Genomic DNA, 26,090 nt, shown 5'->3' on the forward strand with positions numbered 1-26,090 from the left:
AGTCGCCCGACGGACGGTCAGGACCAGGAGGTCTCGCCGTGCCGGTGGGCGAACCGCCCCGAGCCGTGACCGGGCCCCTCGGTCGCGAGCGACACGACGGCGTCGGTCCCCTCGGTGACCGTCTGGGGGCCGCTGTGGGCGTTGAGGTCGGTGGCGGTGTAGCCGGGATCCGCGGCGTTGACGCGGATGTCGGGGAACGCCTTCGCGTACTGCGTGGTCAGCATCGTCAGGGCCGCCTTCGAGGCCGTGTAGATGGGCGCGACGACCTGCGACTCGGGGCGCGACGGGTCGTGGGTGTGCTCCAGGGACCCCATCCCGCTGCTGACGTTGACGATGACGGGGTCCGCGGACCGCCGCAGGAGCGGGAGGAAGGCGGAGGTGGTCCGGACGACGCCGGCGACGTTGACGTCGAGCACGCCGAGGACGTCGGCGCCGGTCAGGTCGGCCGGGTCGACGCCGTGGGTACCGGCGACGCCGGCGTTGTTGATCAGCACGTCGACGTGACCCTCGTGGGTTTCGACGTCGGCGGCGGCGGCGCGCACGGAGCGCTCGTCGGTGACGTCGATCTGGACAAAGCGGACGCCGAGGTCGGCCGCGGCGGCCGCGCCGCGCTCGGGGTCGCGGGCGCCCAGGAGGACGGTGTGGCCGAGGTCGGCGAGGCGGCGGGCGGTCTCGAGGCCGAGGCCCTTGTTGGCCCCGGTGATGAAGGTGGTGGTCATGGGTCGATCCTGCGGTCGCGCCGGGTCGCCCACCAGGGAGGACGCGACGGTAGGAGCAGCCGTACCACCCACAGCACCACCGGCGCGTGCTGTCGCGGGGGATGATCGTGCGGTGACGACCGCGAGTGCCCTGGGCCCCACCATCCGTGCCTGGCGCGACCGGCTCGCGCCGTCCGCCGCCGGGCTGCCCGCGCGGCACGGCCGGCGCACCACGGGGCTGCGCCGCGAGGAGCTGGCCGAGCTGGCCGGCGTCTCGGTCGACTACGTCGTGCGTCTCGAGCAGGGTCGCGCCACGACGCCGTCAGCCCAGGTCGTGGCCGCGCTGGCCCGGGCCCTGCAGCTGAGCGCCACCGAGCGCGACCACCTGTACCGGCTGGCCTCGCTCGCGCCGCCCAGCAGCGGCCGGGTCTCCGACCACCTCTCCCCGGGCGTCCACCGGGTGCTGTCGCGCGTGGGTGACGCGGCCGTCGCGGTGTTCGCCGCCGACTGGCAGATGATCTGGTGGAACCACAGCTGGGCCGCCCTCCTCGGTGACCCCGCCGGCGTGCCGGTGCCCGTGCGCAACTTCGCCCGCTGCATCTTCCCGGTCGCAGCCGACGGCCCGGCCGTCGCGCAGTGGCCCGTCGTCGTGCAGGACCAGGCCCGGACCGAGGCCGCGGTGGCCTCCGACCTGCGCCGCGCCACCGGCCGCTTCCCCAGCGACCCGCGGCTGGCCGGACTGGTCCGCAACCTGCTCGCCGGCAACGCCCGCTTCGCCGAGCTGTGGGCCGCCGGCACCGTCAGCGCGCACCGGGAGGACCGCAAGGTCGTCCACCACCCGGCCGTGGGGCCCGTCGCGGTCGACTGCGACACCCTCACCGACGGCGAGGCCGACCACAAGATCGTCGTGATGACGGCCGCGCCCGGCACGGAGGACGAGAGCCGGTTCCGTCTCGCGCTGGTGGCCGGCATCCAGCACGCCGTTCCGGCGACGAGGACCTGAGCCCCGACCCGGCGGGTCAGCCCTAGCGGATGGTGACCTGCCGGTTGGCCAGTCCCGAACGCGTCGAGCGCTGCTCCGAGGTCAGCTCGGAGGTGTCGGCGAGCGCCTCGTCGAGGGCCGCCTTGAACGCCGCCGCCGGCTCCTCGAGCGCCTCGGCGCCGGTGCCGAGCGGGAGGTCCCAGACCGGGGCGAGGAGGCCGTGGGCGCGGAACATGCCGACCAGGCGGGAGTCGGGGACGATCACGTCGGCGCCGGAGGCGTGCAGCCGCGAGAGCGCGTCGAGCAGGGCGTCCTCGGGCTCGGGCATCACCCAGCGCAGGTGCTCCTTGGTGCCGACGTCGGTCCAGTACGCCGCCTCGACCGACGTCAGGCGGGAGGTCGGCGTGGACGCCTCGTTGGCCTGGGCCATGGCCTCGGCCATCGCCTCGCTCTCCTCGACGTCGGCGAGCCAGAAGTCGAAGCCGTCGTGGACGGTGACCTCGAGCTTGTCGTCGGTCACCAGGTCCTGCAGGCGAGCGCCGGGACCGGGCGGTGTCGTCAAGCCGATGACGCCGGGCTCGGTCGCGGCCAGCGCGGCCTCCAGCACGGCGGCCAGGTCGCGCGAGGGGTCGCCGAAGGCGTGCTGGACCTGGAGGCCGAGCCAGGTCTGGCCGCTGTCGCGCGCCATGGCAGGCGACGCGGCCGGCAGCAGGGTGCACAGCTGGACGGTGCGGTCCTCGAAGCCCTTGATCGTCAGCGGTGCCGTGGCCGCGGGCACCAGCTCGCGCATCGCGACGATGTCGCACTCGCCGGGCAGGCCCTCGAACGGCCGGGCGACGAAGACGTCACCGCCGCCGGGGGCGCCGTGGCAGGCCTTGTAGCGCTTGCCCGAGCCGCAGGGGCAGGGCTGCCGGGGACCGACCTCGCCGGCACCGGCGGTGGACGCGACCTCGCGGGCCTTCGTGCGGGACTTCTTCGCCATGCCAGGAACCTACCGACCGAGCTGCTCCAGCACGTAGGCCGGGCGGTCGGTGATCACGGCCTGGACGCCGGAGTCGAGGCACAGCTGCAGGTCAGCCTCGGTGTTGACCGTCCACACGTGGATGTCGTGCCCGGCCGCGGTGATCTTGCGGGCCAGCTTCTTGTGCTCGCGCAGCATCGAGATGCCCGGGCCGACGATCCAGTCGGGTCCGATGACCCGGCGCAGCATCTTCCAGTACTGGTACCGGTCGACCAGCTGCACGAGCTGGATGTCGGGCGCCGCCCGCTCGATCCGCTGCAGCGCGGTGAAGGAGAAGCTCATCACCCGCACCGGCGCGCCCGGCTCGTCCCACCCGAAGTCACCGAGCATCTCCACCAGCCGCCGCTCGACGAGACCGCCGAACCGGGTGGGGTGCTTGGTCTCGATGGCCACCTCGACGCGACGGTCGTAGTCGGCCACCGTCTCGAGCAGCCTGCGCAGCGTCAGCACCCGGTCGAGGGACTCGTCGCGGTCGGGCGCCTCGTCGGAGAGGTCGGCCCACGGGTTCTTCCACGACGCGAAGTCGAGCTCGTTGAGGTCGGCGAGCTCCATCGTCGAGACCAGCCCGGGCGCCTGCGCCGTGCGCCGCAGGTCGCGGTCGTGCACGCACACCAGGTGCCCGTCAGCGGTCAGCCGTACGTCGCACTCGAGCCCGTCGGCGCCGGCCTCCAGCGCTGCGACGTAGGCGCCGAGCGTGTGCTCGGCATTGTCGTGGCTGGCGCCGCGGTGGGCCACGACCTGGGGGGTCACGGCACCAGTGTGCCGCAGGACCCCCGACGTCAGGCGGTGCGGGCCACCCGAGTCGCGAACGCGAGGTCGAGTCCCTCGCGCAGCATCGCGATCAGGTCGGGCACCTCGTCGACGGCGAGGCGGAACGTCGCGGCGCACACGTTGTCGCGCCACAGCGAGAGGACGACCACGTCGGCCTCCTGGTGCCAGGAGACCCGCAGCGCGCGCTCGCCACCGCGGGGGTCGAGGAAGATCGCCCCCGGCGAGGTGAGGGACCGCGGTGTGGTCATCCACCCATCATGCAGCGGTCGGGCCGCGTTGTCAGTGCCTCCGCCGAGGTGACTCCCAGCAGGGGTGCCTCCTCCTAGACTCGGCGCATGCCCGAGCTGCCCGAGGTGGAAGCCCTCGCCCTCGACCTGCGGGGCCGGCTGCACGGCCGGGCGATCGCCACGGTGCACCTCGCGGCGTTCAGCGCGCTGAAGACCTACGACCCGCCGGTCTCGGCGTTGACGGGCACCCTCGTCGACGACGTGACCCGCCACGGCAAGTTCCTCGACATCGACGCCTCGGGGCTGCACGTCGTCCTCCACCTCGCCCGCGCCGGGTGGGTGCGCTGGAAGGACGAGGTGCCCACGCTGCCGCCGCGGCCCAGCAGCAGGAGCGGCCTGGCGGTGCGCATCGTCCTCGACGACGACTCCGGGCTGGACATCACCGAGGCCGGCACCAAGAAGAGCCTGGCCATGTACGTCGTCCGCGACCCGCTCGAGGTGCCCGGCATCGCCAGCCTGGGACCCGACCCGCTCACCGACGACTTCACGCCCGAGGTGCTGGCCGGGATCCTCCAGCGCGAGGGCCGCAAGCAGATCAAGGGTGTGCTGCGCCACCAGGGCACGATCGCCGGCATCGGCAACGCCTACTCCGACGAGATCCTGCACGCCGCGCGGATGTCGCCGTACAAGCCGGCCAGCAGCCTGGAGGAGGACGACCTGGCCGTCCTCTACCGGGCGATCCGCGACACGCTCGGCGCCGCCGTCGACCGCTCCCGCGGGCTGGCCGCCAGCCAGCTCAAGGGCGAGAAGAAGAGCAACCTCGCCGTGCACGGCCGCACCGGGATGGCCTGCCCGGTCTGCGGTGACACCGTCCGCGAGGTGTCGTTCGCCGACTCGAGCCTGCAGTACTGCCCCACGTGCCAGACCGGCGGCAAGCCGCTCGCCGACCGGCGGACCAGCAAGTTCTTGAAGTAGGGCCGGCCTGGACCGGGCATCCCTCGCCACGGCGACGGCGCCGTCCATGCCCCGTTCGGGCTATTGTCCCCCGCTGCGAGCGGGAGGAGCATGGCCGCGGTCTGACGTCTCGGGTGCACGACCTCGGCCCCTCGTCGACATGGGGAGACCCCAGCCGCGCCCCCCGTGGGCGCCATGACCGCCGGCCTCTGACGTCGATCGGTCCAGGACCCTCAACTCCGCGACGAGCCCAGGAGCTTCGCGCATGTCGACGACGACCACACCCACCACACCCACCACATCCACCGGCACCACCACCAGCGACCCCGACCTCCGCCCGCCCGAGAACCTCGTCAACCAGGCGGCGTCCTCACGCGGGTTCGGAACCCCCCAGCGCCGGGCCCGCGGGCACGGCTACGAGCAGCGCGGCCTCGCCTACGTGCCGGTGTCGCAGCTGTTCGAAGGACGGTTCGGGCGGATGTTCCGCCTCGCGCCGTTCGTCCCCACCGCCGAGCGCATCGCCGAGATCGCGGCCGCCATGACCGAGGACGCGGCCAGCACCGACGCGGCCCTCGACAACCCAACCATCCCGGCGGGCTACACCTACCTCGGCCAGTTCATCGACCACGACCTCACCTTCGACCCGGTCTCGAGCCTCACCCGGCAGGACGACCCGGACGCCCTCACCAACTTCCGCTCACCACGCTTCGACCTCGACTGCGTCTACGGGCGCGGCCCGACCGACGACGCGTTCATGTACGACAAGCGTCCCGGCCGCGAGGACATGCTCCTGATCGGCGAGCACGACGACGAGGAGGACCTGCCGCGCAACAACCAGGACACCGCGCTGATCGGCGACCCGCGCAACGACGAGAACACCTTCGTCAGCCAGCTCCAGCTCACCATGCTCAAGTTCCACAACGCGGTGGTGGAGCTGGTCCGGGACGACGCCACGATGCGGCGCGGCAGCGAGACCGTGTTCGAGGCCGCCCAGCGCGTCGTGCGGTGGCACTACCAGTGGATCGTCGTGCACGACTTCCTGAGGCGGACGGTCGGCCAGGCCATGCTCGACTCGGTCCTCGACGAGACGTGCCCGGTCCCCCGGGTGACGCTGCAGCACTACCGCCCGCGCTCGTCCACGCCCTACATGCCGCTGGAGTTCTCCGTCGCGGCGTACCGCTTCGGGCACTCGCAGATCCGGGGCGGCTACGCCCTCAACTCGCTGGTGCGGGCGGCGACGTTCCTGCCGGGCAGCACCTCCGACCCGGCGCTGGCGCTGCGGCAGTTCGGTGGGTTCCGCATCCTCCCGCCCCAGTGGACCATCGAGTGGCGCCGCTTCTTCGAGGTCGACGGCGAGGGGGACGGCACCCTCCAGCCCACCCGGCTGATCGACGCCAAGCTGGCCAATCCCCTGGCCGCCCTGCCGGTCGAGATCGGCGGCGACCGGCCGTCCCTCATCGACCGCAACCTGACCCGGGGTGCACGGCTCGCGCTGCCCTCGGGCCAGGACGTCGCCGCCGCCATGGGTGAGGCACCGTTGGACGACACCGACCTGCAGCTCCCCGGCGGTGGGCCCGCCCCCCTGTGGTTCTACGTGCTGCGCGAGGCCCGGGTGCAGGCGGCCGGGCACCACCTCGGCGCCGTCGGTGGCCGCATCGTCGCCGAGGTCTTCCTCGGCGTGCTCGCGCGCGACCCCTCGTCGTACCTGCGCAACGAGCCCGGATGGCGCCCCACGCTGCCGTCGGCCGTCCCGGGCCAGTTCACGATGGCCGACCTCATCACGATCTCGGGCCACGGACTGGCGGTGACGCCGGCGCCCTGAGTCGGTGCGACACCACCCGGTGCCCCGTCGGCCAGCCCGGCGGGGCACCGATCGACGCCGTGGTGCACCTCCCGCCCAGGATCGGGCACCGGACGGGGACCCTCGGAGGACTCGTGGACCGGCGCCGCTCGTACCAGCTCTTCATCGACTTCGTCGACGTGCTCGCCGCCGAGGCCGCGCGCGACCCCCAGTGGTTCGACCGCATGCAGTCGGCCGCCTGGAGGCTCGGCGTGCACGCGGCACACCCCGACTGGGCGTAGGTCCCACCGCTGCGGCCCCTGCGTACCGTGAGGGGGTGACCACGACGCGCGCGACCAGCACCGCCGGCCGGGCCCTGGGCGCGCTCGCCCTCACCCTGGGCCTGTCCCTGACCGCCTGCGGCGACGACGGCGACGACGGCGGGGGTGGCGACGGCAGCAGCGAGGTCTCCGCCACCGAGCACAACGACGCCGACGTCGCCTTCGCCTCCGACATGCTGCAACACCACGCGCAGGCGCTGTCGATGGTCGACCTCACCCAGGGCCGGACCCTCGACCCGGAGGTGCAGGCCCTCACCGAGCAGGTCCGCGACGCCCAGGGCCCCGAGATCGAGACCTTCACCGACTGGCTCACCGACTGGGACGAGGAGGTCCCGGCGACCATGCGCGACCACAGCAACGCCGGTCACCACCAGGGCGACGTGGCCGAGTCGATGGAGGGCATGGACACCGACATGCCCGGCATGATGTCCGCCGAGGAGATGACCGCCCTCGAGGACGCCCCCGACGCCGAGTTCCAGACGATGTGGCTGGAGATGATGGTCGAGCACCACGAGGGCGCCGTGGAGATGGCCGAGACCGAGACCGAGGACGGGCAGTTCGAGCCCGCGGTCGAGCTCGCCGCCGACATCGCGGAGTCCCAGACCGCCGAGATCGCGACGATGCGGGACCTCCTCGGGACCTGAGCACCGGGCCCCGGCCGGTGGCCGGCTGAGTGGCAGACTGGACGGCAGCCGGACCACCACCGACGACCGCCGTCCCGAGAGGACCCCCGACCCGTGAACGTCCCCACCGTCGCCATGGCCGGCGTGCCCGACCCGTTGCCCGAGGGCCTCGCGGTGCTCGACGTCCGCGAGCAGTTCGAGTGGGACGCCGGGCACATCGACGGCGCGCTGCACGTCCCGCTCGGCGAGCTGACCGAGCGGCGCAGCGAGCTCCCCCAGGCGCAGACGCTCGTGGTGTGCAAGGTCGGCGGCCGGTCGAGCCAGGCGGTGGCCTGGCTCTCGCGCCAGGGCCACGACGTGGTCAACCTCGACGGCGGCATGCTCGAGTGGGAGGCCGCCGGGCGCCCGATGGTCAGCGAGACCGGGGCGCCGCCGCAGGTGGTCTGACGCCGGGACGGTGCTAGCGCGCGAACGCGCGGGGCACCGGCACGTCGAGGAGCCCCGCGAGCCGGACGGCGTAGTCGTCGCGGCCGACCTCGCGCACGCCGAGCGAGGCCAGGTGGGGGGTGGCCCACTGGACGTCGATCAGCCGCTCGGCAGCGTGCTCGTCGTCGAGCAGGTCGACCAGCGCGACCAGCGCCACCTTGGAGGCGTCGCGCCCGCGGTGGAACATCGACTCCCCCGCGAACAGCCCGCCGATCGCCAGGCCGTAGAGCCCGCCCTCGAGCCGTCCGTCGCGCCAGGCCTCCACCGAGTGCGCCCAGCCCAGCTCGTGCAGCCGCGTGTAGGCGCGGCGGATGCGCCCGTCGATCCAGCCGTGCGGACGTCGCCGGTCGGCGCACGCGTCGAGCACGTCGGCGAACGCCGTGTCGACGCGCACCTCGTAGTCACGACACGACCGGCGCAGCGACCGGGAGACGACGAGACCGTCGAGCGGCAGCACCCCGCGGCGCACGGGCGACCACCAGCCCACCGGGTCGCGCGAGGAGCCCAGCGGCATCGGGAACAGCCCCTGGCGGTACGCCGCCAGCACCGTCCCCGGCTCGAGGTCGGCCCCCAGCGCGACGAGGTCGTCGTCGGGGTCGACCCGGGAGTCCTCGACGTCGGCACCGATGGCCGGGAAGGCCCACCGGGTCGGCGGGGGCTCGACGGGCATGCGCCGAACCGTACCTGTCGCCCGTGGCGCTGGACCCGACTCCTACCATCGGGGCATGGGAGTGTCCCGCAGTGTCGGCAAGCATCTCGGCAGGCAGCTCGCCCCGCGCATCACCGACTTCGCGCCCCACGCGACGACGTCGTTCGTGCGCGAGGCGCTCCACCGGGCCATCGACGGGGTCGGTCCGCTGCCCCCGGCGGCCGAGGCGGCGCGCAAGCAGCTCGCGGCCCACGGCGGTGACGCGGCGAAGGCCGTCGAGGCGGTGGTCGACCAGCACGTCCGCTACGCCGGGGCCTCGGGGTTCGCGACCAACCTCGGTGGCCTGGTGACCATGGCCGTGACGGTGCCGGCCAACCTCACCGGGATGGCCTTGATCCAGTGCCGGATGGTCGCGGTCGTCGCCCACCTGCGCGGCTACGACCTCACCGACCCGCGGGTGCACAACGCGGTGCTGGTCACCACGCTCGGGGAGGAGGCCGTCAACCGGCTGGTCAAGAAGCGCACCCTCCCCGCCCCGCCGATGGCACTGGCCACCGCGCCGGTCCACGACGAGGCCGTCGACTCGGTGGTCTCGGCCGAGGTGGCCAGGTCGCTCATCTCCCGCGTGACCGGGCGCCGGCTGGCGTCCACGGTCGGACGCCGGGTGCCCGGGCTCGGCGGCGTCGTCGGCATGGGCACCGACGGCTGGGCGACGTACAAGGTGGGGCACTACGCCGAGCGCGAGCTCCTGCCGCGCAAGGCCCGGTAGACCTTCAGCGCGCCGCGCCCGGCGGCGCCGGTCTCGAGCCGGCGCACGGCCTTCTCGCGGGCCCGGTAGGTGGGCCGCAGGTAGGCCCGCTCGAGTGCCTGCCGGGCGTCGTCGAGCTCGACGCGCAGGCGCTCCTCCTCCTCGCGCAGCCGCGTGTTCTCGAGCAGCAGCGCCTTGATCACGTCGAGACCGGCGTGGGCCACGGCCTTCTCGCGCGGCCGGTCGGGGTCGGCCCACTCGTTGGGGGCGGTGCCGACCAGCTCGCTCACGTCGCCGATCACGTCGTAGCCGCGTCGGTCGATCTCCTCGGCCCAGGTGCGCTCGAGGTCGCCGACCCACTCCTGCAGGTCGGGCGGCAGCCCGAGCCGGGGCGAGCGGCGCCGCTGCGAGAGCGTCTGGTGGGCGAGCAGCTCGCGGACCAGCGGGCGGTAGTGCGCCGGCGGGAGCTGGCGGTTGGTGGCGCGGTTGATCCGGCGCAGCAACGCGATCTCGGGGACGCCGAGCGAGGGGTTGGCGCGGTCGGTCTGCAGGTCGAGGTCGAGGCCGTCGAGCTCGAACGCCTGGCTGAACCGTTTCCAGAGCACCTCGGGGGCACCGCCCTTGGGCGGCACCGTCACCAGGTGCACCCGCTCGGGAGGCAGGTCGCCGGCCCAGCGGTCGAGGATGTCGGGGATCTCCTGCACGCCCCAGAACCAGGTGGCGATCCGGCTCGACCGCTCGGGGTCGCGGATCAGCTCGAGGAACCGGGCGTAGCTGAAGGACCGGCGGTGCTTGACGTTCTCCTGCCACTCCGCCGGGATCTGCCGCACCAGGTCGCGCACCGAGAGGACGACGTGCACCTCGGGCTCGTCGGGGCCGCCGGCGCCGTGACCGAGCGAGCCGAGGGCCCGGCCGATCTGCGAGCGGGAGGCGGTGGCGAGGATCTCGTGGCTGATGATCGAGGTGCCGGGGTGGGCGCGGACCTGCGCGGCCAGCCGGTCCCACGCCCCGATCGCCTCCACCTCGAGCCCGCCCCACGGCAGCCGCATCAGGTCGAGCGCGGCCAGGAAGTGGTCGTCGAAGCGCTCGGCCGGGTAGAGGATGCCGGCGGTCGCGAGCGGCGCTCGGTTGCGGAACAGCACGTCCTGGACGTACGACGTACCGGTCTTGGGGGTGCCGACGTGCAGCACGACCTTGCGCCCCGTCACCGTCGTCCCTCCGCTGCCTCGTCGTCGTCGAGCAGCAGCCGGATCGCCAGGTCGAGCACCCGGCCGTCGTCGGGCCCGCTGCCGGGGGCCGGGTCGTCGGCGCGGGGCACCAGGCGGTCCGTGCTGCCGACGACAGCGTACTCAGCGTGACTCAGCACGCGACGGACGCGCTCACCCTGCTCGACCGCCCACGTCCGCTGGTCGGCGTCGAGCCGCAGCGGTGGGCCCGGGTGGGACAGCAGGCGGGGCAGCAGCGTCAGCCGGAGCAGCTCGACGCGGTGGTCGGGCAGCACCAGCAGCCCGAGCGGCGCCGAGACGCGACGGGCCAGGTCGGTCGCGTCGGCCGAGGGCACCGGCGGTCGGGGCAGCGCCCGGCGGGTGCCGAGCAGCCGCGGCAGCCGCTCGTGGTCGAGCACGACCCGGACCCGCTCGGGGCCGACGCCCTCGACCCAGGCCCGCACCATCCGCAGCAGGTCGGCGCGCGGGGGCGGACGGTGGGAGCGGACGGCGGCGGCCATCCAGTCCTCCCACGTCGGGCCACCCTCGTCGAACGAACGGGTCACGAACGCCAGCTCGGTCATCGTGCCGACGTCGGCGCCGAGGACGTGGACCACGAAGCCCTTGCCACCGGGACGGCGTCCGCGGCGGCGCATCTCGTCGCGCAGCGGCGCCGCGAGCCACGGCACGCCGGCGACCTGGAACGGCCGCCACGGCCGCCGGAGCCGCGGTCGGTCGTCGGGCGGCAGGCCGGCCCCGACGACGTCCTCGGCGATCAGGTTCGTGGCGACGCGGAGCAGCTCGTCAGCCGTCAGCCCGGCGGGGTCGACCGGACGGGGCCCCCACGCCGACGGCTCCACGGCGCCGACCAGCTCGAGGTCGGGGCGGCCGCGGCCCGGGGCGCTCGCCGCGAGCACCCGCTCGACCAGCTGCGGGCCCGGGCGCCCGGCGGCGTTGAGGCGGCGCAGCAGCTCGAGCTGCTGGGCGCCGGGCAGGAAGCGGCTGCCGCGGTCGGCCTCGGCGGTCCACGCCGACCACGGCGTCGTGCTGCCGTCGCGGAGCGCGGCGACCCAGCCCCAGGCGCGCTGCTCGGCGACCGGCCGGCTCACGGGCGCCCCGGGCGGAGGAGGGCGCGCGCCCGGGCGGTGAGCCGGGCGTCGGGGTCCTCGCGCCGGGCGGCCTCGTGCGTCATCAGCGCGAGCGCGTCGAGGGCGGCACCCAGCTGGGCCTTGGACGACACGCGCTCGGGGTCGACGTACGCCGCGGGGTCGAGCGGGGCCGGCACCAGGTCGGCGAGGTCTCCGACGACGTGGACCCCGCTGGCGGTGATCCACTCCGTCCAGCGCGCGGCCTCCGCCACCGCCCACGGGTGCATGGCCGGTGGCAGCTGCACCCGGGTGCCGCGCCGGTTGGCGAGCATCCCCTGGGCGAGGGTCTCGCGCACGACCCGGCCGTAGGAGGTGTCCTTGCGGCTGTCGCGGTCCATCCGCCGGTTGAGCCGACGCAGCACCGCGGTCTCGGCGACCCCCATCGACCGGTTGACGTGCTCGCTCTCCCGCGGCGCCCAGGCCGGGTCGATCCCGAACACCGAGCAGAAGCGCGACCACAGCAGGTCGCCCCGCTCGTGCGGCACGGTCACCACGTGGACCCGCTCGGGTGGCAGCGCCTCGCCCCAGGTGGAGAGCACCTGCGGGAGGTCGAAGGCGCGGGCGAACCACGAGCGGCCGCGGGTGATCCGGCGGCTGAAGCGGCGGTAGGTCCAGGTGCCGCCCTGCTTGATGCTCTCCTGCCAGGCGGCCGGCACCTGCCGGCCGGGGTCGCGCACGGAGTAGACGACGTGGACCTCGCTGCCGCGCAGGTCGTGCAGCGCGCGACGTACCTGCGCCGGCGTGGCCGGCGCGAGGATCTCGTGGCTGACCACGACGGTGCCCTCGAGCCGCGCGACACGCCGGGTCAGCGCGCGCCAGGCGCCCTCCGCGTGGCCCGGGCTGCCGCCCCAGTCCTGGCCGAGCAGGTCGAGCGCCGCGCGGAACTGGCTCAGCGTCGCGTCGGCGAGCGCGTGCCGGCTCGGGAAGTGCACACCGTGCTCCGCCAGCGTGCGGGCGTTGACGGCCAGCCGGTCCTGCAGGTAGGTGGTCCCGGTCTTGGGCGCACCGACGTGCAGGTAGACCGTGCGACTCACGTGGACAGGCTAGCGATCCCGGGTTCGGCGCCACCGAGGGCCCGCACGACCCCCGACGGGCTGGGACGGCCGAGGTGGCCGGCCATCCAGGTGCTCGTGGAGACCAGCGCCGACAGGTCGACGCCGTGCTCGATGCCGAGGCCGGCGAGGAACCAGACGAGGTCCTCGGTGGCCAGGTTGCCGGTGGCGCTCTTGGCGTAGGGGCAGCCGCCCAGCCCGCCCGCGCTGGCGTCGTACGTCGTCACGCCGGCACGGAGTCCCGCCTGCACGTTGGACAGTGCCTGGCCGTAGGTGTCGTGGAAGTGCAGGGCGAGCCGGTCGGCGGCGACGCCGGCGTCGGCGAACGCGGCGACCAGCGCGGTGACGTGTCCGGCGGTGCCGACCCCGATCGTGTCGCCGAGGCTCAGCTGGGAGGCACCGAGGTCGAGCAGCCGGCGTCCGGTGGCGACGACCTGCTCGACCGGCACCGCGCCCTCCCACGGGTCGCCGAAGCACATCGAGACGTAGGCGCGGACGTCGAGGCCGGCGGCGCGGGCGCGGGCGACGGTGGGCTCGAACATCGAGAACTGCTCGTCGAGCGAGCGGTTGAGGTTCTTCTGGGCGAAGGTCTCGGTGGCCGAGCCGAAGATCGCGACGTGGCGCAGGCCCAGCTCGAGGGCGCGGTCGAGGCCGCGCTCGTTGGGCACCAGCACCGGGAGGTCGCGGCCGGCATCACCGAGGCGGGTCATCAGCTCCTCGGCGTCGGAGAGCTGCGGCACCCACCTCGGGTGCACGAACGACGTCGCCTCCACGACCGGCAGGCCGGCGGCGAGGAGCCGACGCACGAACTCCTCCTTGACCTCCACCGGGACCATCGGCCCCTCGTTCTGCAGGCCGTCGCGGGGGCCGACCTCGTAGATCGTCACGGCGGTCGGCAGCCCGGGCTCGGGGACCGTCATCGGGAGCGTCATGCCGGCTCCACCACGAACAGCGGGGCGCCGAGCGGCACCTGCGCGCCGGCGACCGCGTCGACCGAGACGACGGTGCCGGCGAACGGCGCGGTGAGGGAGAGCTCCATCTTCATCGCCTCCATGGTGCCCAGGACCTCGCCCTCGATCACGGTGTCGCCCGTGCCGACACGGACGTCGAGCACGGTGCCCGGCATCGGCGCGAGCAGCGTCCCGTCGCCGGCCGTCGCGGTGCCGGCGAGCCGGTCGGGCGGGGTGAACACGAACCGCTGGCCCCGCCAGGCCACCTCGAGCACGCCCGAGCGCCCCGGTTGGACGTTGACCACCGCGCGCACCGTCTCGCCGTCGACGACGGCCTCCAGCACGTGGTCGGCGGCCCTGAGCTGGCGGAACGGGACGCCGTCGACGGTGCCGGCGGAGCGGTCGACGAGCACGTCGCGGTCGAGCTCGACGAGCGTGGGGGCGGGCGGGGCGCCGAGGCGGAACCCGTCGGGGGCGAAGGCGTGGTCGCGGTCGGACGCGGTGACCATCGCCGAGATCCAGGCCACCAGGGCCCGGGGCAGGTCGGCGTCGGGCGCGGGCACCTCGGCGGTGTCGAGCCAGGCGGTGTCGATGGTGGCGTCGCGGAACTCGTCGGAGGCGACCAGGGCGCGCAGGAAGCCGGCGTTGGTGGTCAGGCCGAGGATCGACGTCTCGTCGAGCGCAGCGACCAGCGCCGCACGGGCGCTCTCGCGGTCGGGCCCGTGGGCGACGACCTTGCCGAGCATCGGGTCGTACGACGTGCTCACGGCCTGCCCGGGCTCGAGCGCGTGGTCGACGCGCACGCCCGGTCGCCCGCTCGGCCACCGCACGATCGAGGCGGTGCCGGCCTGCGGCAGGAAGCCGCCGAACGAGTCCTCGGCGTAGACCCGCGCCTCGATGGCGTGACCGGTGAGCGTGACGTCGTCCTGGCTCAGGCTGAGCGGCTCGCCGGCGGCGACGCGCAGCTGCAGCTCGACGAGGTCCAGACCCGTCACGGCCTCGGTGACCGGGTGCTCCACCTGGAGCCGGGTGTTCATCTCCAGGAAGTAGAACTCGCCGGTGGCGTTGTCGAGCAGGAACTCCACCGTGCCGGCGCCGGTGTAGCCCACGTGGGCCGCGAGGTCGACCGCGGCGCGGCGGACCCGCTCGCGGGTGGGCTCGTCGAGGGTGGGCGCCGGGGCCTCCTCGAGCACCTTCTGGTGGCGGCGCTGGGTGGAGCAGTCGCGCTCGAAGAGGTGGAGCACGGTGCCGTGGGTGTCGCCCATGACCTGCACCTCGACGTGCCGGCCGCTCTCGACGTACTTCTCCACCAGCATCGTGTCGTCGCCGAACGCCGATGCCGCCTCCCGCTTGGCGGCGGCGACGGCATCCGCCATCTCGGAGGCCGCGCGCACGACGCGCATGCCCTTGCCGCCACCCCCGGCGGCGGCCTTGACGAGCACCGGGAACGGCGCGTCGTCGCCCGTCGGCACCACCGGCACGCCGGCGGCGACGGCGAGCTCGCGGGCGGCGTCCTTGCGGCCCATCTGCTCCATCACCTGCGCGCTGGGGCCGACCAGGGTGACGCCGGCGGCGTCGAGCGCGCGGGCGAAGGCGGCGCGCTCGGAGAGGAACCCGTAGCCGGGGTGGACGGCGTCGGCGCCGCCGGCGACCGCGGCGGCGACGACCTCGTCGATGTCGAGGTAGCTCCCGATCCGCACCGCGTCGTCAGCGGCACGCACGTGCGGGGCACCGGCGTCGAGGTCGGTGAAGACGGCCACGGTGCGGATGCCGAGGCGGCTCGCGGTGCGCATGACACGGATCGCGATCTCGCCGCGGTTGGCGACGAGGAGGGTGTCGATCATGCGGTGGCTCCTCGGGGGGTGGGTGCGGTGGTGGGGGCGCCGTTGCCGCGCGATCGAACGGGAACGACACGGAACGGCGACCCAGAACTGTCGTTGCCGCGCGATCGAACGGGAACGACACGGAACGGCGACCCAGAACTGTCGTTGCCGCGCGATCGAACGGGAACTACAGGAAACAGCGGCCCAGAACTGCCATTGCCGAACGATCGCGCGGCAACGACGGCCCCGGGGGCAGCGCTGACGACCTCCATCGGGGTCACATCCGCCAGACGCCGTAGCGGGGTTCGGGCACGGGCGCGTGCGCTGCGGCGGCCAGGCCCATGCCGAGGACCCGGCGGGTGTCGGCGGGGTCGATGACGCCGTCGTCCCACAGCCGCGCGGAGGCGTAGTAGGGCGAGCCCTGGGTCTCGTACTGCTCGCGGATCGGGGCCTTGAACGCCTCGACCTCCTCGTCGGTCGTGAGCCTCGGGTTGACGGTGGCCAGCACCGAGGCGGCCTGCTCGCCGCCCATCACCGAGATCCGGGCGTTGGGCCACATCCACAGGAACCGGGGGTCGTAGGCGCGCCCGCACATGCCGTAGTTGCCGGCGCCGAAGGAGCCGCCGATGACGACGGTGAACTTGGGCACCACCGAGCAGGCCACGGCGGTGACCAGCTTGGCGCCGTCGCGGGCGATGCCGCGGTTCTCGTACTCGCGCCCGACCATGAAGCCGGTGATGTTCTGGAGGAACACCAGCGGGATGCCGCGCTGGTTGCACAGCTCGATGAAGTGGGCGCCCTTGAGGGCCGACTCGCTGAACAGGATGCCGTTGTTGGCCACGATCCCGACCGGGTGGCCCCACACGTGGGCGAAGCCGGTCACCAGGGTCTCGCCGTAGAGGTGCTTGAACTCCTGGAACCGGCTGCCGTCGACGACGCGGCGGATCACCTCGCGCACGTCGTACGGCGTGCGGGTGTCGCCGGGCACGACGTCGTACAGCGTCGCGGGGTCGAGGGCCGGCTCCTCCGGCTCGCGCACCTCCCACGGCGGCGCCGGGGTCGGGCGCAGCGTGTCGACGATGCCGCGCACGATGGCCAGCGCGTGCGCGTCGTCGTCGGCGAGGTGGTCGACCACTCCGGACTTGCGCGCGTGGACGTCGCCGCCGCCGAGGTCCTCGGCGGTGACGACCTCGCCGGTCGCGGCCTTCACCAGCGGCGGGCCGCCGAGGAAGATCGTGCCCTGCTCCTTGACGATGACGGTCTCGTCGCTCATCGCCGGCACGTAGGCGCCGCCGGCGGTGCAGGAGCCCATCACCGAGGCCAGCTGCGGGATGCCGCGGGCGGACAGGTTGGCCTGGTTGAAGAAGATCCGGCCGAAGTGCTCGCGGTCGGGGAACACCTCGTCCTGCAGCGGCAGGAACGCGCCGCCGGAGTCGACGAGGTAGACGCACGGCAGGTGGTTGTCGGCGGCGACCTGCTGGGCGCGCAGGTGCTTCTTGACCGTCATCGGGTAGTAGGTGCCGCCCTTGACGGTGGCGTCGTTGGCGACCACGACGACCTCCCGTCCGTGCACGCGGCCGATGCCGGTGACCACGCCGGCGCTGGGCACCGGCGTCTCGCCCGGGGCGCCGTACATCTCCCAGGCGGCGAGGGGGCTCAGCTCGAGGAACGGGCTGCCGGGGTCGAGCAGCCGGTTGACGCGGTCGCGCACCAGCAGCTTGCCGCGGTCGGTGTGCTTGGTGCGGGCCGCCTCGCTGCCTCCGCGGCGGACGACGGCCAGGCGGTCGCGCAGCTCGTCGACGAGCTCTCTCAGGTCGGGCACGCAGCCAGGTTAGCGATCGTTAACCGGCGCGTCCATCACGTGGCACCGCCCCGGATTCTTGGGTGTGTCCATCTACTTTGGGCAGCACGCCCGACCCACAGGAGCCCGCCATGACCTACCGCCCCGAGACGTTGAACGTGCACGCCGGCCAGGAGGAGGCCGACCCGGCCACCAACGCCCGCGCCGTGCCGATCTACCAGACCACGTCCTACGTCTTCAACGACACCGAGCACGCCGCCAACCTGTTCTCCCTGGCCGAGCCGGGCAACATCTACACCCGGATCATGAACCCGACCCAGTCGGTCTTCGAGGAGCGGATGACGCAGCTCGAGGGCGGCGTCGGGGCGCTCGCGACCGCCTCGGGCTCGGCGGCCACGACGTACGCCGTGCTCAACCTGGCCGGCACCGGCGACAACATCGTCGCCCTCTCCACGCTGTACGGCGGCACCTACGCGCTGTTCGCGCACACGCTCCCCCAGTTCGGCATCACCGTCCGCTTCGTCGACCCCGACGACCCGGCCGGCCTGGCCGCCCACGTCGACGAGCGCACCCGCCTGGTCTTCGCCGAGACCGTCGGCAACCCGCGGATCAACGTCGTCGACATCCGGGCCTGGGCCGACGCCGCGCACGCGCAGGGCCTCCCCCTGGTCGTGGACAACACCGCGCCGACGCCGTACCTCGCGCGGGTCTTCGACCACGGCGCCGACGTCGCCGTGCACGCGGCCACCAAGTACATCGGCGGCCACGGCACCTCCATCGGCGGCGTCATCGTCGACTCCGGCAACTTCGACTGGGCCGCGCACGCCGAGCGGTTCCCCGGCCTGACCGGGCCCGACGCGGCCTACCACGGGGTCGTGTGGACCGAGGCCGTCGGCAACCTCGCCTTCATCATCCGGGCGCGCACCGTGCTGCTGCGCAACACCGGCGCGGCCATCACCCCGCTCAACTCGTGGCTGTTCCTGCAGGGCCTCGAGACGCTGCACCTGCGGATGGAGCGGCACAGCGCCAACGCGCTCCGGGTCGCCGAGCACCTCTCCCAGCACCCCCAGGTGTCGTGGGTGAGCTACCCGGGCCTGCCCGACTCGCCGTACAAGGCTGTCGCCGACCGCACCTTCACCGGTCGCGGCTACGGCGGCATCCTCAGCTTCGGCCTGAAGTCCGGCCGCGAGGGCGGCAAGACGTTCATCGAGGCGCTCGGGCTGTTCTCGCACCTGGCCAACATCGGCGACGCCAAGTCGCTGGCCATCCACAACGCCACCACCACCCACTCCCAGCTGACCCCCGACGAGCTCGTGGCGGCCGGTGTGCCGGAGGACATGGTGCGGCTCTCGATCGGCATCGAGCACGTCGAGGACCTGATCGCCGACCTCGACCAGGCGCTCGCCGCCACCGCGTGACCGATCCCGGCCCCCAGCGGGTCGTCCTGGCCACCCCGGACGACCCGCTGGTGCTCGAGCACGGCGAGCACCTCGCGCCGCTCGAGGTCGCCTACGAGACCTGGGGGACGCTGTCGCCGGCGCGCGACAACGTCGTCCTCGTCTGCCACGCGCTCACCGGTGACGCGCACGCCGCCGGGCCCGGGGGCTGGTGGGAGTCGCTGGTCGGGCCGGGCCGCGCCGTCGACTCCGACCGGTGGTACGTCGTGTGCGCCAACCTGCTGGGCGGCTGCCGCGGCACCACCGGCCCGTCGTCGGTCGACCCGGCCACCGGGCGCGCCCGCGGCCTGCGCTTCCCGCTGTTCACCGTGCGCGACCTGGTCGCGGTGCACCGGCGGCTGCTCGACCACCTCGGCGTCGAGCGGCTGCACGCCGCCGTCGGCGGCTCCCTCGGCGGCATGCAGGTGCTGCAGTGGGCGCTCGACGACCCCGGCGCCATGGACCACGCGGTGGTCGTCGCGGCGTCGTCGCGGCTCACCGCGCAGAACATCGCCTTCTCCGCCGTCGCCCGCGACGCGATCCTGCGCGACCCGGACTTCCAGGACGGCGACTACGTCGGCACCGGACGCCGGCCCGACCGCGGGCTGGCGGTGGCCCGGAGGCTGGCGCACATCACCTACGTCTCGGAGGGCTCGCTCGAGGCGAAGTTCGGGCGCGACCGGGTGGCGCCGGGGCCGCCGCGGCACGGCACGGACTTCCAGGTCGAGGCCTACCTCGACCACCAGGCCGCGGCGTTCCTGGCCCGGTTCGACGCCCTGTCCTACCTCTACCTCTCCCGGGTGATGGACTACTTCGACCCGTTCGCCGACCCGGGGGCCGCCACCCGCGCCGCGAGCGGGAGCACCCGCTTCCTGCACGTCTCGTTCGACTCCGACTGGCGCTTCCCGACCGCCCACTCCGCCCGCACGCACGCGTTGCTGCTCGAGGCAGGCGCCGACACCGAGCACGTCGAGATCGCCTCGCCGTGGGGGCACGACTCGTTCCTGCTCTCGCCGCCGGGCTACCACGAGCGGGTGCGCGACCTCCTGGAGACCTGACCCCCTACCGGCCCGGCCCGTGCGCCCGGTCGAGGGTGTCGAGCATCGTCGCGAGCGTGGCGTCGCGCTCGGCGACGCCGAGGCCCCGCAGCGGGCCCTCGGTGACGAGCACCGCGAACCCGTGCACGGCCGCCCAGCAGGTGACCTCCGCGCCCGGACGACGCGCCGCGTCGAGGTAGCCGACCGCGACCAGGTCGTCGAGGGCGCTGGTGAGGATGCCGTAGGGGTCGTCGTCCGCGGCCTCGGCGACGGGCGCGTCGGGGTAGGAGCTGAAGAGCACCCGGAAGAGGCCGGGCTCGGCCAGCGCGTACTCGACGTAGCCGGTCCCGGTCTCGACGAGCCGCCGCCGGGCCCGGGCCACCGGGTCGGACTCGGTCACGGTGGCGAGCCGACGCTGCATGACCTCGACCAGGCCGGCGTGGGCGCGCTCGGCGACGACGTCGACCAGCGCGTCGCGGTCGGCGAAGTGCCGGTACGCCGCGTTGTGCGACACCCCGACCCGGCGGGCCAGCTCGCGCACCGCGAGACCGTCGGGCCCGTGCTCGCGGGCCGCGGCGACGGCGGCGTCCGCGAGCGCCTCGCGGAGGTTGCCGTGGTGGTAGCGGGACGCGGTCACGCCTCGACACTAGGTCATGTTGACACCGCCCACATCGTCGGCCACGCTGATGTTGACACTGTCCACACAGGAGTGCCCATGACCCGCAAGCCGCTGATCCTGCTCACCGTCTGCCTCGCGGTCTTCGCGATCAACCTCAACACCACGATCGTCAACATCGCCCTGCCCACCCTGGCCACCGACCTCGACGCCAGCACCCGCGAGCTGCTCTGGATCGTCGACGGCTACAACCTCGCCTTCGCCGCGCTCGTGCTGGCGATGGGCAGCCTCTCCGACAAGCTCGGACGCCGCCCGGCGCTGCTCGTCGGCCTGGCCGGCTTCGCGGCCAGCAGCGCGGCCGGCGCGCTGGTCGACTCCGCGGGCGCGCTCGTGGTGACCCGGTTCGCGGCCGGCGTCTTCGCCGCGGTGATCTTCCCGACCACGCTCTCGGTGATCTCCAACGCCTTCACCGACCGGCGCCAGCGCGCCGGTGCCCTCGGCGCCTGGGGCGCGGCGGTCGGGGTCGGCGTCGCCGCCGGACCGGTGAGCGGCGGGGCGCTGCTCGAGGCCGCGGCCTGGCAGAGCGTGTTCTGGGCGATGGTGCCGGTCGCGGCGGTGGCCTTCGCGGCCACGGTGGCCTTCGTGCCGGAGTCGCGCGACCCCGCCGTACCGCCGCTCGACCTGCCGGGCATCGCCGTCTCGATCGCGGCCCTCGGCCTGCTCACCTGGACGATCATCGAGGCCCCCGAGGCCGGCTGGCTCTCGACGCAGACGCTGCTCGGCTTCGGGCTCACGCTCGTCCTGCTGACCCTCTTCGTCCGGCTGCAGCAGCGCGCCGAGCACCCGATGCTCGACGTCTCGCTGTTCAAGGACGCGCGGTTCTCCGCCGCCTGCGCGGCCGTCACCATCAGCTACTTCGCGCTGTTCGGCTTCATCTTCCTGATCACCCAGTACTTCCAGTTCATCCGCGAGCTGTCGGCCCTCGGCACCGGCGCCCGGATCCTCCCGGTCGCCACCAGCATCGCCGCCGCCTCGATCGCGGGCGGCCTGCTGGCGCCCCGGGTCGGCACCAAGGCCGTCGTCGCCACCGGCATGGCCCTGCTCGGCTCGGCGTTCGTCTGGATCGGGTTCATGGACGTCGACGCCGCCTACGCCACGACGATCGTCCCGCAGATGCTGCTGATGGGCACCGGCCTGGGGCTGATCACCACCCCGGCCACCGAGTCGATCCTGCGGGTGCTGCCCCCGGCGCGCGCCGGCGTGGGGTCGGCGGTCAACGACGCCACCCGCGAGCTCGGCGGCACCCTCGGCGTCGCCGTCGTCGGGTCGCTGTTCTCCTCCCTCTACGCCGCCAGCCTCGTCGACTCGCTGCAGGGGCGCGTGCCGGCGGCCGAGCTGGCGGCGGCCGAGGAGTCGGTGGGCTACGCCGACGGCCTGGCAGACGCGGTGCCCGGCGTGCGCGGTGCCCTCGAGACGGCGTTCATGACCGGGCTCAACACCAGCTGCCTGGTGATCGGCGTGCTCTGCCTGCTCGGCGCCGCCGCGGCGTGGGTCGCGCTCCCCGGCGACCGCTACGACCCGCTGGCCGAGCCCGAGCTGGTCCCCACGGGCTGAGAGGGCGTCGGAGGGGTGCGTTAACGCTCGCTAACCTGGGCCGGTGACCGAGACCGTCCTGAGCCGCCGCGAGCAGATCCTGGCGACCGCGGCCGAGCTGTTCGCCCGGCGCGGCTTCCACGGCGTCTCGGTCTCCGACCTCGGCACCGCCTGCGGCATCTCGGGACCCGCGCTCTACAAGCACTTCGCGTCCAAGGACGCCGTCCTGGCCGAGATGCTGGTCTCGATCAGCGAGCAGCTGCTCTCGATCGGGCGCGAGCGGGTGGCCGACGCCGCCGACCCCCGCGCGGCGGTGGCCGCGCTGGTCGACTGGCACGTCGACTTCGCGCTGCGCCACCAGGCGCTGATCGTCGTCCAGGACCGCGACTGGTCGTCGCTGCCCGGCGACGCCCGCGAGCAGGTGCGCTCGCTCCAGCGCGCGTACGTCGACCTGTGGGCCGCCCAGCTGCGCCGCGTCGACACGCGCCTGACCCTCGACGCCGCCCGGGCCCAGGCGCACGCGGCGTTCGGGCTGATCAACTCCACCCCGCACAGCGGGCTGCTGCCCGACGGAGCGATGCACGACCTGCTGGTCACGATGGCGACCCGGGCGCTGCTCGGCTGATCGGCGCCCCTCGGCCACCGCCCTCAGAGCAGGTGCTCGACGCCGCCGGGGGCGTCGCGGTCGAGCAGCTCGAGCAGCCGCGCGGCGCGGGCGGCCGCGTCGAGCGCGGTGTCGAGGGTCGCGGCGTCGAGGTCGTCGGGGTCGTCGACGGGGTGGTCGACGACGGTGCGTGCGTGCAGCCGGGCGAGCAGGTCGTCGCGGGCCAGGCCGCGCAGGTGGAGCAGCACCAGCGGGTCGGCGTCGACCAGCCAGGCGACCTGCGAGAGCACCGCGAGGCCGTGCGGGCACGGGTCGAGCCAGCCCACGCAGGTGCAGGTGCACTCGAGCTCGGTGCCGTAGGGCAGCAGCTCGACGCCGGCCTCGTCGGCGTGCTCGACCAGGGTGTGCGGGAGGTCGCCGGCCAGCAGCGACCCGATCCGGCCGGCCTCGGCGGCCACCACCTCCACCACCGTCGCCACGCCCTCGGCGTCGAGCACCGGCAGCCGGGCGTCAACGGTGAACAGGCCGTGCTCGTCGGCGACGGCGGCGACCATGCGGCCGGCCGTGAGCGAGATGCCGCCGACGGCGCCGCCGCGGGCCAGTGACCGCGCCAGCCGCAGGTCGGTCTCGGTGTACGCCGCCTCCTCGACGGCGCGCACCCACGCCCGGCCCCACCAGGTGGTCGCCCGCGCGGCGCCGCGCCGGGGCGCGACCGGCGGGTGCGCGACCACGGTGGCGCTCATCAGCGCCTCCCGTCGGGCCGCAGCGCCACCAGGTCGTGCAGCTCGCGGTCGTCGAGCTCGGTCAGCGCGGCCTCGCCGCGACCCAGGACGGCGTCGGCGAGCGCGCGCTTGCGGGTGAGCAGCTCGGCGACCTTCTCCTCCACGGTGCCGCGCATGATCATCCGGTGCACCTGGACCGGGCGGGTCTGGCCGATCCGGTAGGCGCGGTCGGTGGCCTGCTCCTCCACCGCGGGGTTCCACCAGCGGTCGACGTGGACGACGTGGTCGGCCCGGGTGAGGTTGAGACCGGTGCCTCCGGCCTTGAGCGACAGCAGGAACACCGGCACCTCGCCGGCCTGGAACCGGGCGACCATCGCCTCGCGCTCGCGCACGGGCGTGCCGCCGTGGAGCAGCTGGTGGGGCACCCCGGCCCGGCCGAGGTGGGACTCGAGCAGCCGGGCCATGGCGACGTACTGGGTGAAGACCAGCACCGACCCGCCCTCGGCGACCGCGGTGGTGACCAGCTCGTCGAGCAGGTCGAGCTTGTCGGAGCGGCCGCCCAGCCGCACGGCCCCCGACTGCTTGAGGAACTGCGCCGGGTGGTTGCAGATCTGCTTGAGGCCGGTGAGCAGCGCGAGCACGAGGCCGCGGCGGGCGTCCTCGTCGGCCCGCTCGATGCGCGCCATCGTGTCGCGCACGAACGCCTCGTAGAGGACGACCTGCTCGCGCGTGAGCGTGAGCGGGTGGTCGGTCTCGGTCTTGGGCGGCAGCTCGGGGGCGATGCCGGGGTCGGACTTGCGACGGCGCAGCAGGAACGGCGTGACGAGGTCGGCGAACTGCGCCGCCTTGGTGGGCTCCTGGCCCGACTCGATCGGCCCGGCCCAGGCCTTGCGGAAGGCGTTGCGGCTGCCGAGCAGGCCGGGGGTCGCCCAGTCGAGGATCGCCCACAGCTCGGTGAGGTTGTTCTCCACGGGCGTGCCGGTGAGCGCCACCCGGGCCGCGCTCGGGATGGTGCGCAGCGCCCGGGCCGTGGACGAGGCGGGGTTCTTCACGTGCTGCGCCTCGTCGGCGACGACGAGGTCCCACGGCACCGCCGCGAGCTCGTCCTTGCCGACCCGCATCGTGCCGTAGGTGGTCAGCACGAACCCGCCCGCCTGCACGGCGCCGTCGAGGTCGCGCTGGGTGCCGTGGAAGCGGCGTACGTCGACGCCGGGGGCGAAGCGACGCACCTCGGCCTCCCAGTTGCCGAGCAGGCTGGCCGGGCACACGACGAGCGTGGGACCGGTCGCGCCGGCCTCGACCCGGTGCAGGTGCAGCGCGATCAGGGTGACGGTCTTGCCGAGGCCCATGTCGTCGGCCAGGCAGGCGCCGAGACCGAGGGCGGTGAGGTCGGCCAGCCAGGTGAGGCCGTGACGCTGGTAGTCGCGCAGGTGGGCGTGGAGCCCGGCGGGCGGCTCGACCGGGTCGCGGGTCGCGGCGGCGAGCAGCTGCTCGCGCACCCGCAGCAGCGACGCACCCACGACCACCGAGGTGTCGGTGTCGGGCTCGGCCTCCACCACGCCGGTGAGCGCGGCCGCCACGGCCTGCACCGGCTTGACCGTGCGGATCAGCCGCTTGCGGGCCCGGCGCGCGGTGGCGGGGTCGACGACGGTCCAGGCGCCGCGGAGCCGGAGGATCGGCGACGCCGCCTGGGCCAGCTGGTCCATCTCCTCGGGCGTCAGCGGGTCGCCGTGCAGCGCCAGCTGCCAGCGGAAGCTGAACAGCGTCTCGGTGGAGAGCAGCGGCTGGTTGAGCGGCTCCTCCCGCACCACCCCGCCCGTGCCGCCGGCGGGCGCGCGGGGCGCGGCGTCGAGCACGGCCGACGACGTGAGGTCGCGCCCCAGCGCCCGCGGCCACATCACGTCGACCCCGCGCTCGCCGAGCGCCGCGACGCCGCCGTCGAGCAGGCTGACCAGCTCGTCGGTGTCGAGGGTGATCTCGTCGGGCACGCGCAGCGCCAGCAGGCGCTCGAGCGGCTGCCACACCTCGGCCGCCGCGCGCAGGGCGATGCTGGCGTGGGTGCGGGCGCGCTCGCCGAAGCCGTGCGTCTCGGCGTCGGAGGTGAACAGCAGCGCCGCGTCGCACAGGTGGAGCGGGTCCTGCTCGTCGTGCACCTGCAGCACCACCCGGACGGCGCCGGCGACCAGCTCCTCCTCGTCGGCCTCGACGCGCAGCGAGATGCGCACCAGCTGCGGCAGGTCGGCGCGGTCGGCGGCGGCGCGGTGCCGGGCGATCCGGGCCTGGAGCCGCTCGGCGAAGCCCTCGACGGAGGGGACGGGTGCGGCCCGGGGCGGCGTCGTACGACGGGGGGCCGGGGCCACGGGGGCGCTGCGCGGCATCGTGTCGGCGATGGCGTCGAGGACCTGGCGCACCAGGGTGGTGGCGTCGACGGCGTCGAGGTCGTCGTGGGCCCGCGACCCGGCGAGCAGCGCGACCCGCTCGGTGTCGCGGTCGTCGAGCGCGGCGATCCGCCAGGCGCCGTCGTCGGGGCGGAACTTGCCGTCGGCGACCAGCCGCATGCCGAGCAGCGCCGCGCCGGCCAGCAGTCCGACACTGGGGTGGACGTCGTCGCGGCCGCGGACCCGGGTCAGCACCGGCAGCGCCGCCCGCATCGGGAGCGCGACCGTGCGCCGGTCGTCGCTGAACTCGACCACGCTCTCGCGGGGCGGCTCGGCGGCACGGAAGGTAGCGACGCCGGTGACCGGGACGAAGCTCACGGGCCTCCTCGGGTGACGGGGGAACTCCGACCGTAACGACCGGCACCGACGGCGAGTTCCCGGCCGG

Annotated in this window: 25 protein-coding genes; 11 read left to right on the plus strand and 14 right to left on the minus strand. The window is 74.2% G+C overall.

The window, feature by feature from the left end; genetic code table 11:
* Window positions 1–17: 17 nt before the first annotated feature.
* The gene (locus AC4MBH_RS15060) at window positions 18–719 is read right to left on the minus strand and encodes an SDR family NAD(P)-dependent oxidoreductase (RefSeq protein WP_491795726.1); all 702 of its coding nucleotides are present in this window, start codon (window positions 717–719) and stop codon (window positions 18–20) included.
* A 112-nt stretch (window positions 720–831) separates the two neighbouring features.
* On the opposite strand from AC4MBH_RS15060, the gene AC4MBH_RS15065 reads away from it, so the two are divergent.
* Window positions 832–1,701, plus strand: a complete 870-nt coding sequence (locus AC4MBH_RS15065) for a helix-turn-helix transcriptional regulator (RefSeq protein ID WP_491795727.1) — start codon at window positions 832–834, stop codon at window positions 1,699–1,701.
* 22 nt (window positions 1,702–1,723) lie between these two features.
* Here AC4MBH_RS15065 and AC4MBH_RS15070 read toward each other — a convergent pair whose 3' ends face one another.
* Genes AC4MBH_RS15070 through AC4MBH_RS15080 form a run of 3 tightly spaced genes read right to left on the minus strand, consistent with a single transcriptional unit; the run spans window position 1,724 to window position 3,720 of the window.
* Entirely contained in the window at window positions 1,724–2,662 is a 939-nt protein-coding gene (locus AC4MBH_RS15070; protein WP_491795728.1) for a DUF5926 family protein, read from the minus strand.
* Window positions 2,663–2,671: 9 nt separating this feature from the next.
* Window positions 2,672–3,451, minus strand: coding sequence for a glycerophosphodiester phosphodiesterase (locus tag AC4MBH_RS15075; protein ID WP_491795729.1), 780 nt, complete (start codon window positions 3,449–3,451; stop codon window positions 2,672–2,674).
* A gap of 29 nt (window positions 3,452–3,480) precedes the next feature.
* Window positions 3,481–3,720, minus strand: coding sequence for a hypothetical protein (locus tag AC4MBH_RS15080; protein ID WP_491795730.1), 240 nt, complete (start codon window positions 3,718–3,720; stop codon window positions 3,481–3,483).
* Between the two features lie 87 nt (window positions 3,721–3,807).
* On the opposite strand from AC4MBH_RS15080, the gene AC4MBH_RS15085 reads away from it, so the two are divergent.
* The 5 genes from AC4MBH_RS15085 to AC4MBH_RS15105 all read left to right on the plus strand — a co-directional run bounded on the left by AC4MBH_RS15085 (window position 3,808) and on the right by AC4MBH_RS15105 (window position 7,844).
* Window positions 3,808–4,674 (plus strand): Fpg/Nei family DNA glycosylase, encoded by an 867-nt coding sequence (locus AC4MBH_RS15085; RefSeq protein ID WP_491795731.1) that lies wholly within the window; start codon window positions 3,808–3,810, stop codon window positions 4,672–4,674.
* 244 nt (window positions 4,675–4,918) lie between these two features.
* Window positions 4,919–6,475: a peroxidase family protein gene (locus tag AC4MBH_RS15090; protein WP_491795732.1), complete on the plus strand. Its 1,557-nt coding sequence runs from the start codon at window positions 4,919–4,921 to the stop codon at window positions 6,473–6,475.
* A gap of 113 nt (window positions 6,476–6,588) precedes the next feature.
* Window positions 6,589–6,735 carry a hypothetical protein gene (locus AC4MBH_RS15095; protein WP_491795733.1) on the plus strand — a complete coding sequence of 49 codons (147 nt, stop codon included), beginning with the start codon at window positions 6,589–6,591 and terminating at the stop codon, window positions 6,733–6,735.
* 35 nt (window positions 6,736–6,770) lie between these two features.
* Complete coding sequence (locus AC4MBH_RS15100; RefSeq protein ID WP_491795734.1) at window positions 6,771–7,418, plus strand: DUF305 domain-containing protein; 648 nt, start codon at window positions 6,771–6,773, stop codon at window positions 7,416–7,418.
* Window positions 7,419–7,511: 93 nt separating this feature from the next.
* A complete protein-coding gene (locus tag AC4MBH_RS15105; protein WP_491795735.1) occupies window positions 7,512–7,844 on the plus strand; it encodes a rhodanese-like domain-containing protein in 333 nt (110 codons plus the stop codon).
* Window positions 7,845–7,857: 13 nt separating this feature from the next.
* Here AC4MBH_RS15105 and aat read toward each other — a convergent pair whose 3' ends face one another.
* Window positions 7,858–8,553 (minus strand): leucyl/phenylalanyl-tRNA--protein transferase, encoded by a 696-nt coding sequence (gene aat / locus AC4MBH_RS15110; protein ID WP_491795736.1) that lies wholly within the window; start codon window positions 8,551–8,553, stop codon window positions 7,858–7,860.
* A gap of 55 nt (window positions 8,554–8,608) precedes the next feature.
* Between aat and AC4MBH_RS15115 the strand changes: the two genes are divergently transcribed.
* The gene (locus AC4MBH_RS15115; RefSeq protein ID WP_491795737.1) at window positions 8,609–9,301 is read left to right on the plus strand and encodes an EcsC family protein; all 693 of its coding nucleotides are present in this window, start codon (window positions 8,609–8,611) and stop codon (window positions 9,299–9,301) included.
* Here AC4MBH_RS15115 and AC4MBH_RS15120 read toward each other — a convergent pair.
* The 6 genes from AC4MBH_RS15120 to AC4MBH_RS15145 form a co-directional block, all read right to left on the minus strand.
* Entirely contained in the window at window positions 9,262–10,488 is a 1,227-nt protein-coding gene (locus AC4MBH_RS15120; protein WP_491795738.1) for a hypothetical protein, read from the minus strand. The two genes, AC4MBH_RS15115 and AC4MBH_RS15120, sit on opposite strands and share 40 nt — an antisense overlap.
* Entirely contained in the window at window positions 10,485–11,594 is a 1,110-nt protein-coding gene (locus AC4MBH_RS15125) for a hypothetical protein (protein ID WP_491795739.1), read from the minus strand. Before AC4MBH_RS15125 ends, AC4MBH_RS15120 begins: the two co-directional genes overlap by 4 nt.
* Window positions 11,591–12,667, minus strand: coding sequence for a hypothetical protein (locus AC4MBH_RS15130; protein ID WP_491795740.1), 1,077 nt, complete (start codon window positions 12,665–12,667; stop codon window positions 11,591–11,593). Before AC4MBH_RS15130 ends, AC4MBH_RS15125 begins: the two co-directional genes overlap by 4 nt.
* Complete coding sequence (locus AC4MBH_RS15135; RefSeq protein ID WP_491795741.1) at window positions 12,664–13,617, minus strand: hydroxymethylglutaryl-CoA lyase; 954 nt, start codon at window positions 13,615–13,617, stop codon at window positions 12,664–12,666. The genes AC4MBH_RS15130 and AC4MBH_RS15135 overlap by 4 nt, the downstream gene beginning before the upstream one ends.
* Window positions 13,614–15,479: an acetyl/propionyl/methylcrotonyl-CoA carboxylase subunit alpha gene (locus AC4MBH_RS15140; protein WP_491795742.1), complete on the minus strand. Its 1,866-nt coding sequence runs from the start codon at window positions 15,477–15,479 to the stop codon at window positions 13,614–13,616. Before AC4MBH_RS15140 ends, AC4MBH_RS15135 begins: the two co-directional genes overlap by 4 nt.
* A gap of 256 nt (window positions 15,480–15,735) precedes the next feature.
* Window positions 15,736–17,280, minus strand: a complete 1,545-nt coding sequence (locus AC4MBH_RS15145) for a carboxyl transferase domain-containing protein (RefSeq protein ID WP_491795743.1) — start codon at window positions 17,278–17,280, stop codon at window positions 15,736–15,738.
* A gap of 110 nt (window positions 17,281–17,390) precedes the next feature.
* Between AC4MBH_RS15145 and AC4MBH_RS15150 the strand changes: the two genes are divergently transcribed.
* Together AC4MBH_RS15150 and metX are read left to right on the plus strand one after the other, a co-directional pair.
* Complete coding sequence (locus AC4MBH_RS15150) at window positions 17,391–18,677, plus strand: O-acetylhomoserine aminocarboxypropyltransferase/cysteine synthase family protein (protein ID WP_491795744.1); 1,287 nt, start codon at window positions 17,391–17,393, stop codon at window positions 18,675–18,677.
* Window positions 18,674–19,753, plus strand: coding sequence for a homoserine O-acetyltransferase MetX (metX, locus tag AC4MBH_RS15155; protein ID WP_491795745.1), 1,080 nt, complete (start codon window positions 18,674–18,676; stop codon window positions 19,751–19,753). Before AC4MBH_RS15150 ends, metX begins: the two co-directional genes overlap by 4 nt.
* Window positions 19,754–19,757: 4 nt before the next feature.
* On the opposite strand, the gene AC4MBH_RS15160 is transcribed toward metX, so the two are convergent.
* Window positions 19,758–20,369 (minus strand): TetR/AcrR family transcriptional regulator, encoded by a 612-nt coding sequence (locus tag AC4MBH_RS15160; protein WP_491795746.1) that lies wholly within the window; start codon window positions 20,367–20,369, stop codon window positions 19,758–19,760.
* A 78-nt stretch (window positions 20,370–20,447) separates the two neighbouring features.
* On the opposite strand from AC4MBH_RS15160, the gene AC4MBH_RS15165 reads away from it, so the two are divergent.
* Window positions 20,448–21,962: an MFS transporter gene (locus tag AC4MBH_RS15165; protein WP_491795747.1), complete on the plus strand. Its 1,515-nt coding sequence runs from the start codon at window positions 20,448–20,450 to the stop codon at window positions 21,960–21,962.
* A 43-nt stretch (window positions 21,963–22,005) separates the two neighbouring features.
* Window positions 22,006–22,566 (plus strand): SACE_7040 family transcriptional regulator, encoded by a 561-nt coding sequence (locus AC4MBH_RS15170; RefSeq protein ID WP_491795748.1) that lies wholly within the window; start codon window positions 22,006–22,008, stop codon window positions 22,564–22,566.
* Window positions 22,567–22,589: 23 nt separating this feature from the next.
* Here the strand turns inward: AC4MBH_RS15170 and AC4MBH_RS15175 are convergent, their stop codons facing one another.
* Window positions 22,590–23,288 (minus strand): SWIM zinc finger family protein, encoded by a 699-nt coding sequence (locus tag AC4MBH_RS15175; protein ID WP_491795749.1) that lies wholly within the window; start codon window positions 23,286–23,288, stop codon window positions 22,590–22,592.
* Entirely contained in the window at window positions 23,288–26,023 is a 2,736-nt protein-coding gene (locus AC4MBH_RS15180; protein ID WP_491795750.1) for a DEAD/DEAH box helicase, read from the minus strand. Before AC4MBH_RS15180 ends, AC4MBH_RS15175 begins: the two co-directional genes overlap by 1 nt.
* Window positions 26,024–26,090: the final 67 nt, after the last annotated feature.

It is taken from the genome of Nocardioides sp. WJ219, assembly GCF_058559815.1.

Coding starts and splice junctions, on each gene's coding strand:
- AC4MBH_RS15060 (WP_491795726.1), bottom strand. CDS start 719: ATGACCACCACCTTCATCACCGGGGCCAACAAGGGCCTCGGCCTCGAG.
- AC4MBH_RS15070 (WP_491795728.1), bottom strand. CDS start 2,662: ATGGCGAAGAAGTCCCGCACGAAGGCCCGCGAGGTCGCGTCCACCGCC.
- AC4MBH_RS15080 (WP_491795730.1), bottom strand. CDS start 3,720: ATGACCACACCGCGGTCCCTCACCTCGCCGGGGGCGATCTTCCTCGAC.
- AC4MBH_RS15085 (WP_491795731.1), top strand. CDS start 3,808: ATGCCCGAGCTGCCCGAGGTGGAAGCCCTCGCCCTCGACCTGCGGGGC.
- AC4MBH_RS15090 (WP_491795732.1), top strand. CDS start 4,919: ATGTCGACGACGACCACACCCACCACACCCACCACATCCACCGGCACC.
- aat (WP_491795736.1), bottom strand. CDS start 8,553: ATGCCCGTCGAGCCCCCGCCGACCCGGTGGGCCTTCCCGGCCATCGGT.
- AC4MBH_RS15115 (WP_491795737.1), top strand. CDS start 8,609: ATGGGAGTGTCCCGCAGTGTCGGCAAGCATCTCGGCAGGCAGCTCGCC.
- AC4MBH_RS15135 (WP_491795741.1), bottom strand. CDS start 13,617: ATGACGCTCCCGATGACGGTCCCCGAGCCCGGGCTGCCGACCGCCGTG.
- AC4MBH_RS15140 (WP_491795742.1), bottom strand. CDS start 15,479: ATGATCGACACCCTCCTCGTCGCCAACCGCGGCGAGATCGCGATCCGT.
- AC4MBH_RS15150 (WP_491795744.1), top strand. CDS start 17,391: ATGACCTACCGCCCCGAGACGTTGAACGTGCACGCCGGCCAGGAGGAG.
- AC4MBH_RS15165 (WP_491795747.1), top strand. CDS start 20,448: ATGACCCGCAAGCCGCTGATCCTGCTCACCGTCTGCCTCGCGGTCTTC.
- AC4MBH_RS15175 (WP_491795749.1), bottom strand. CDS start 23,288: ATGAGCGCCACCGTGGTCGCGCACCCGCCGGTCGCGCCCCGGCGCGGC.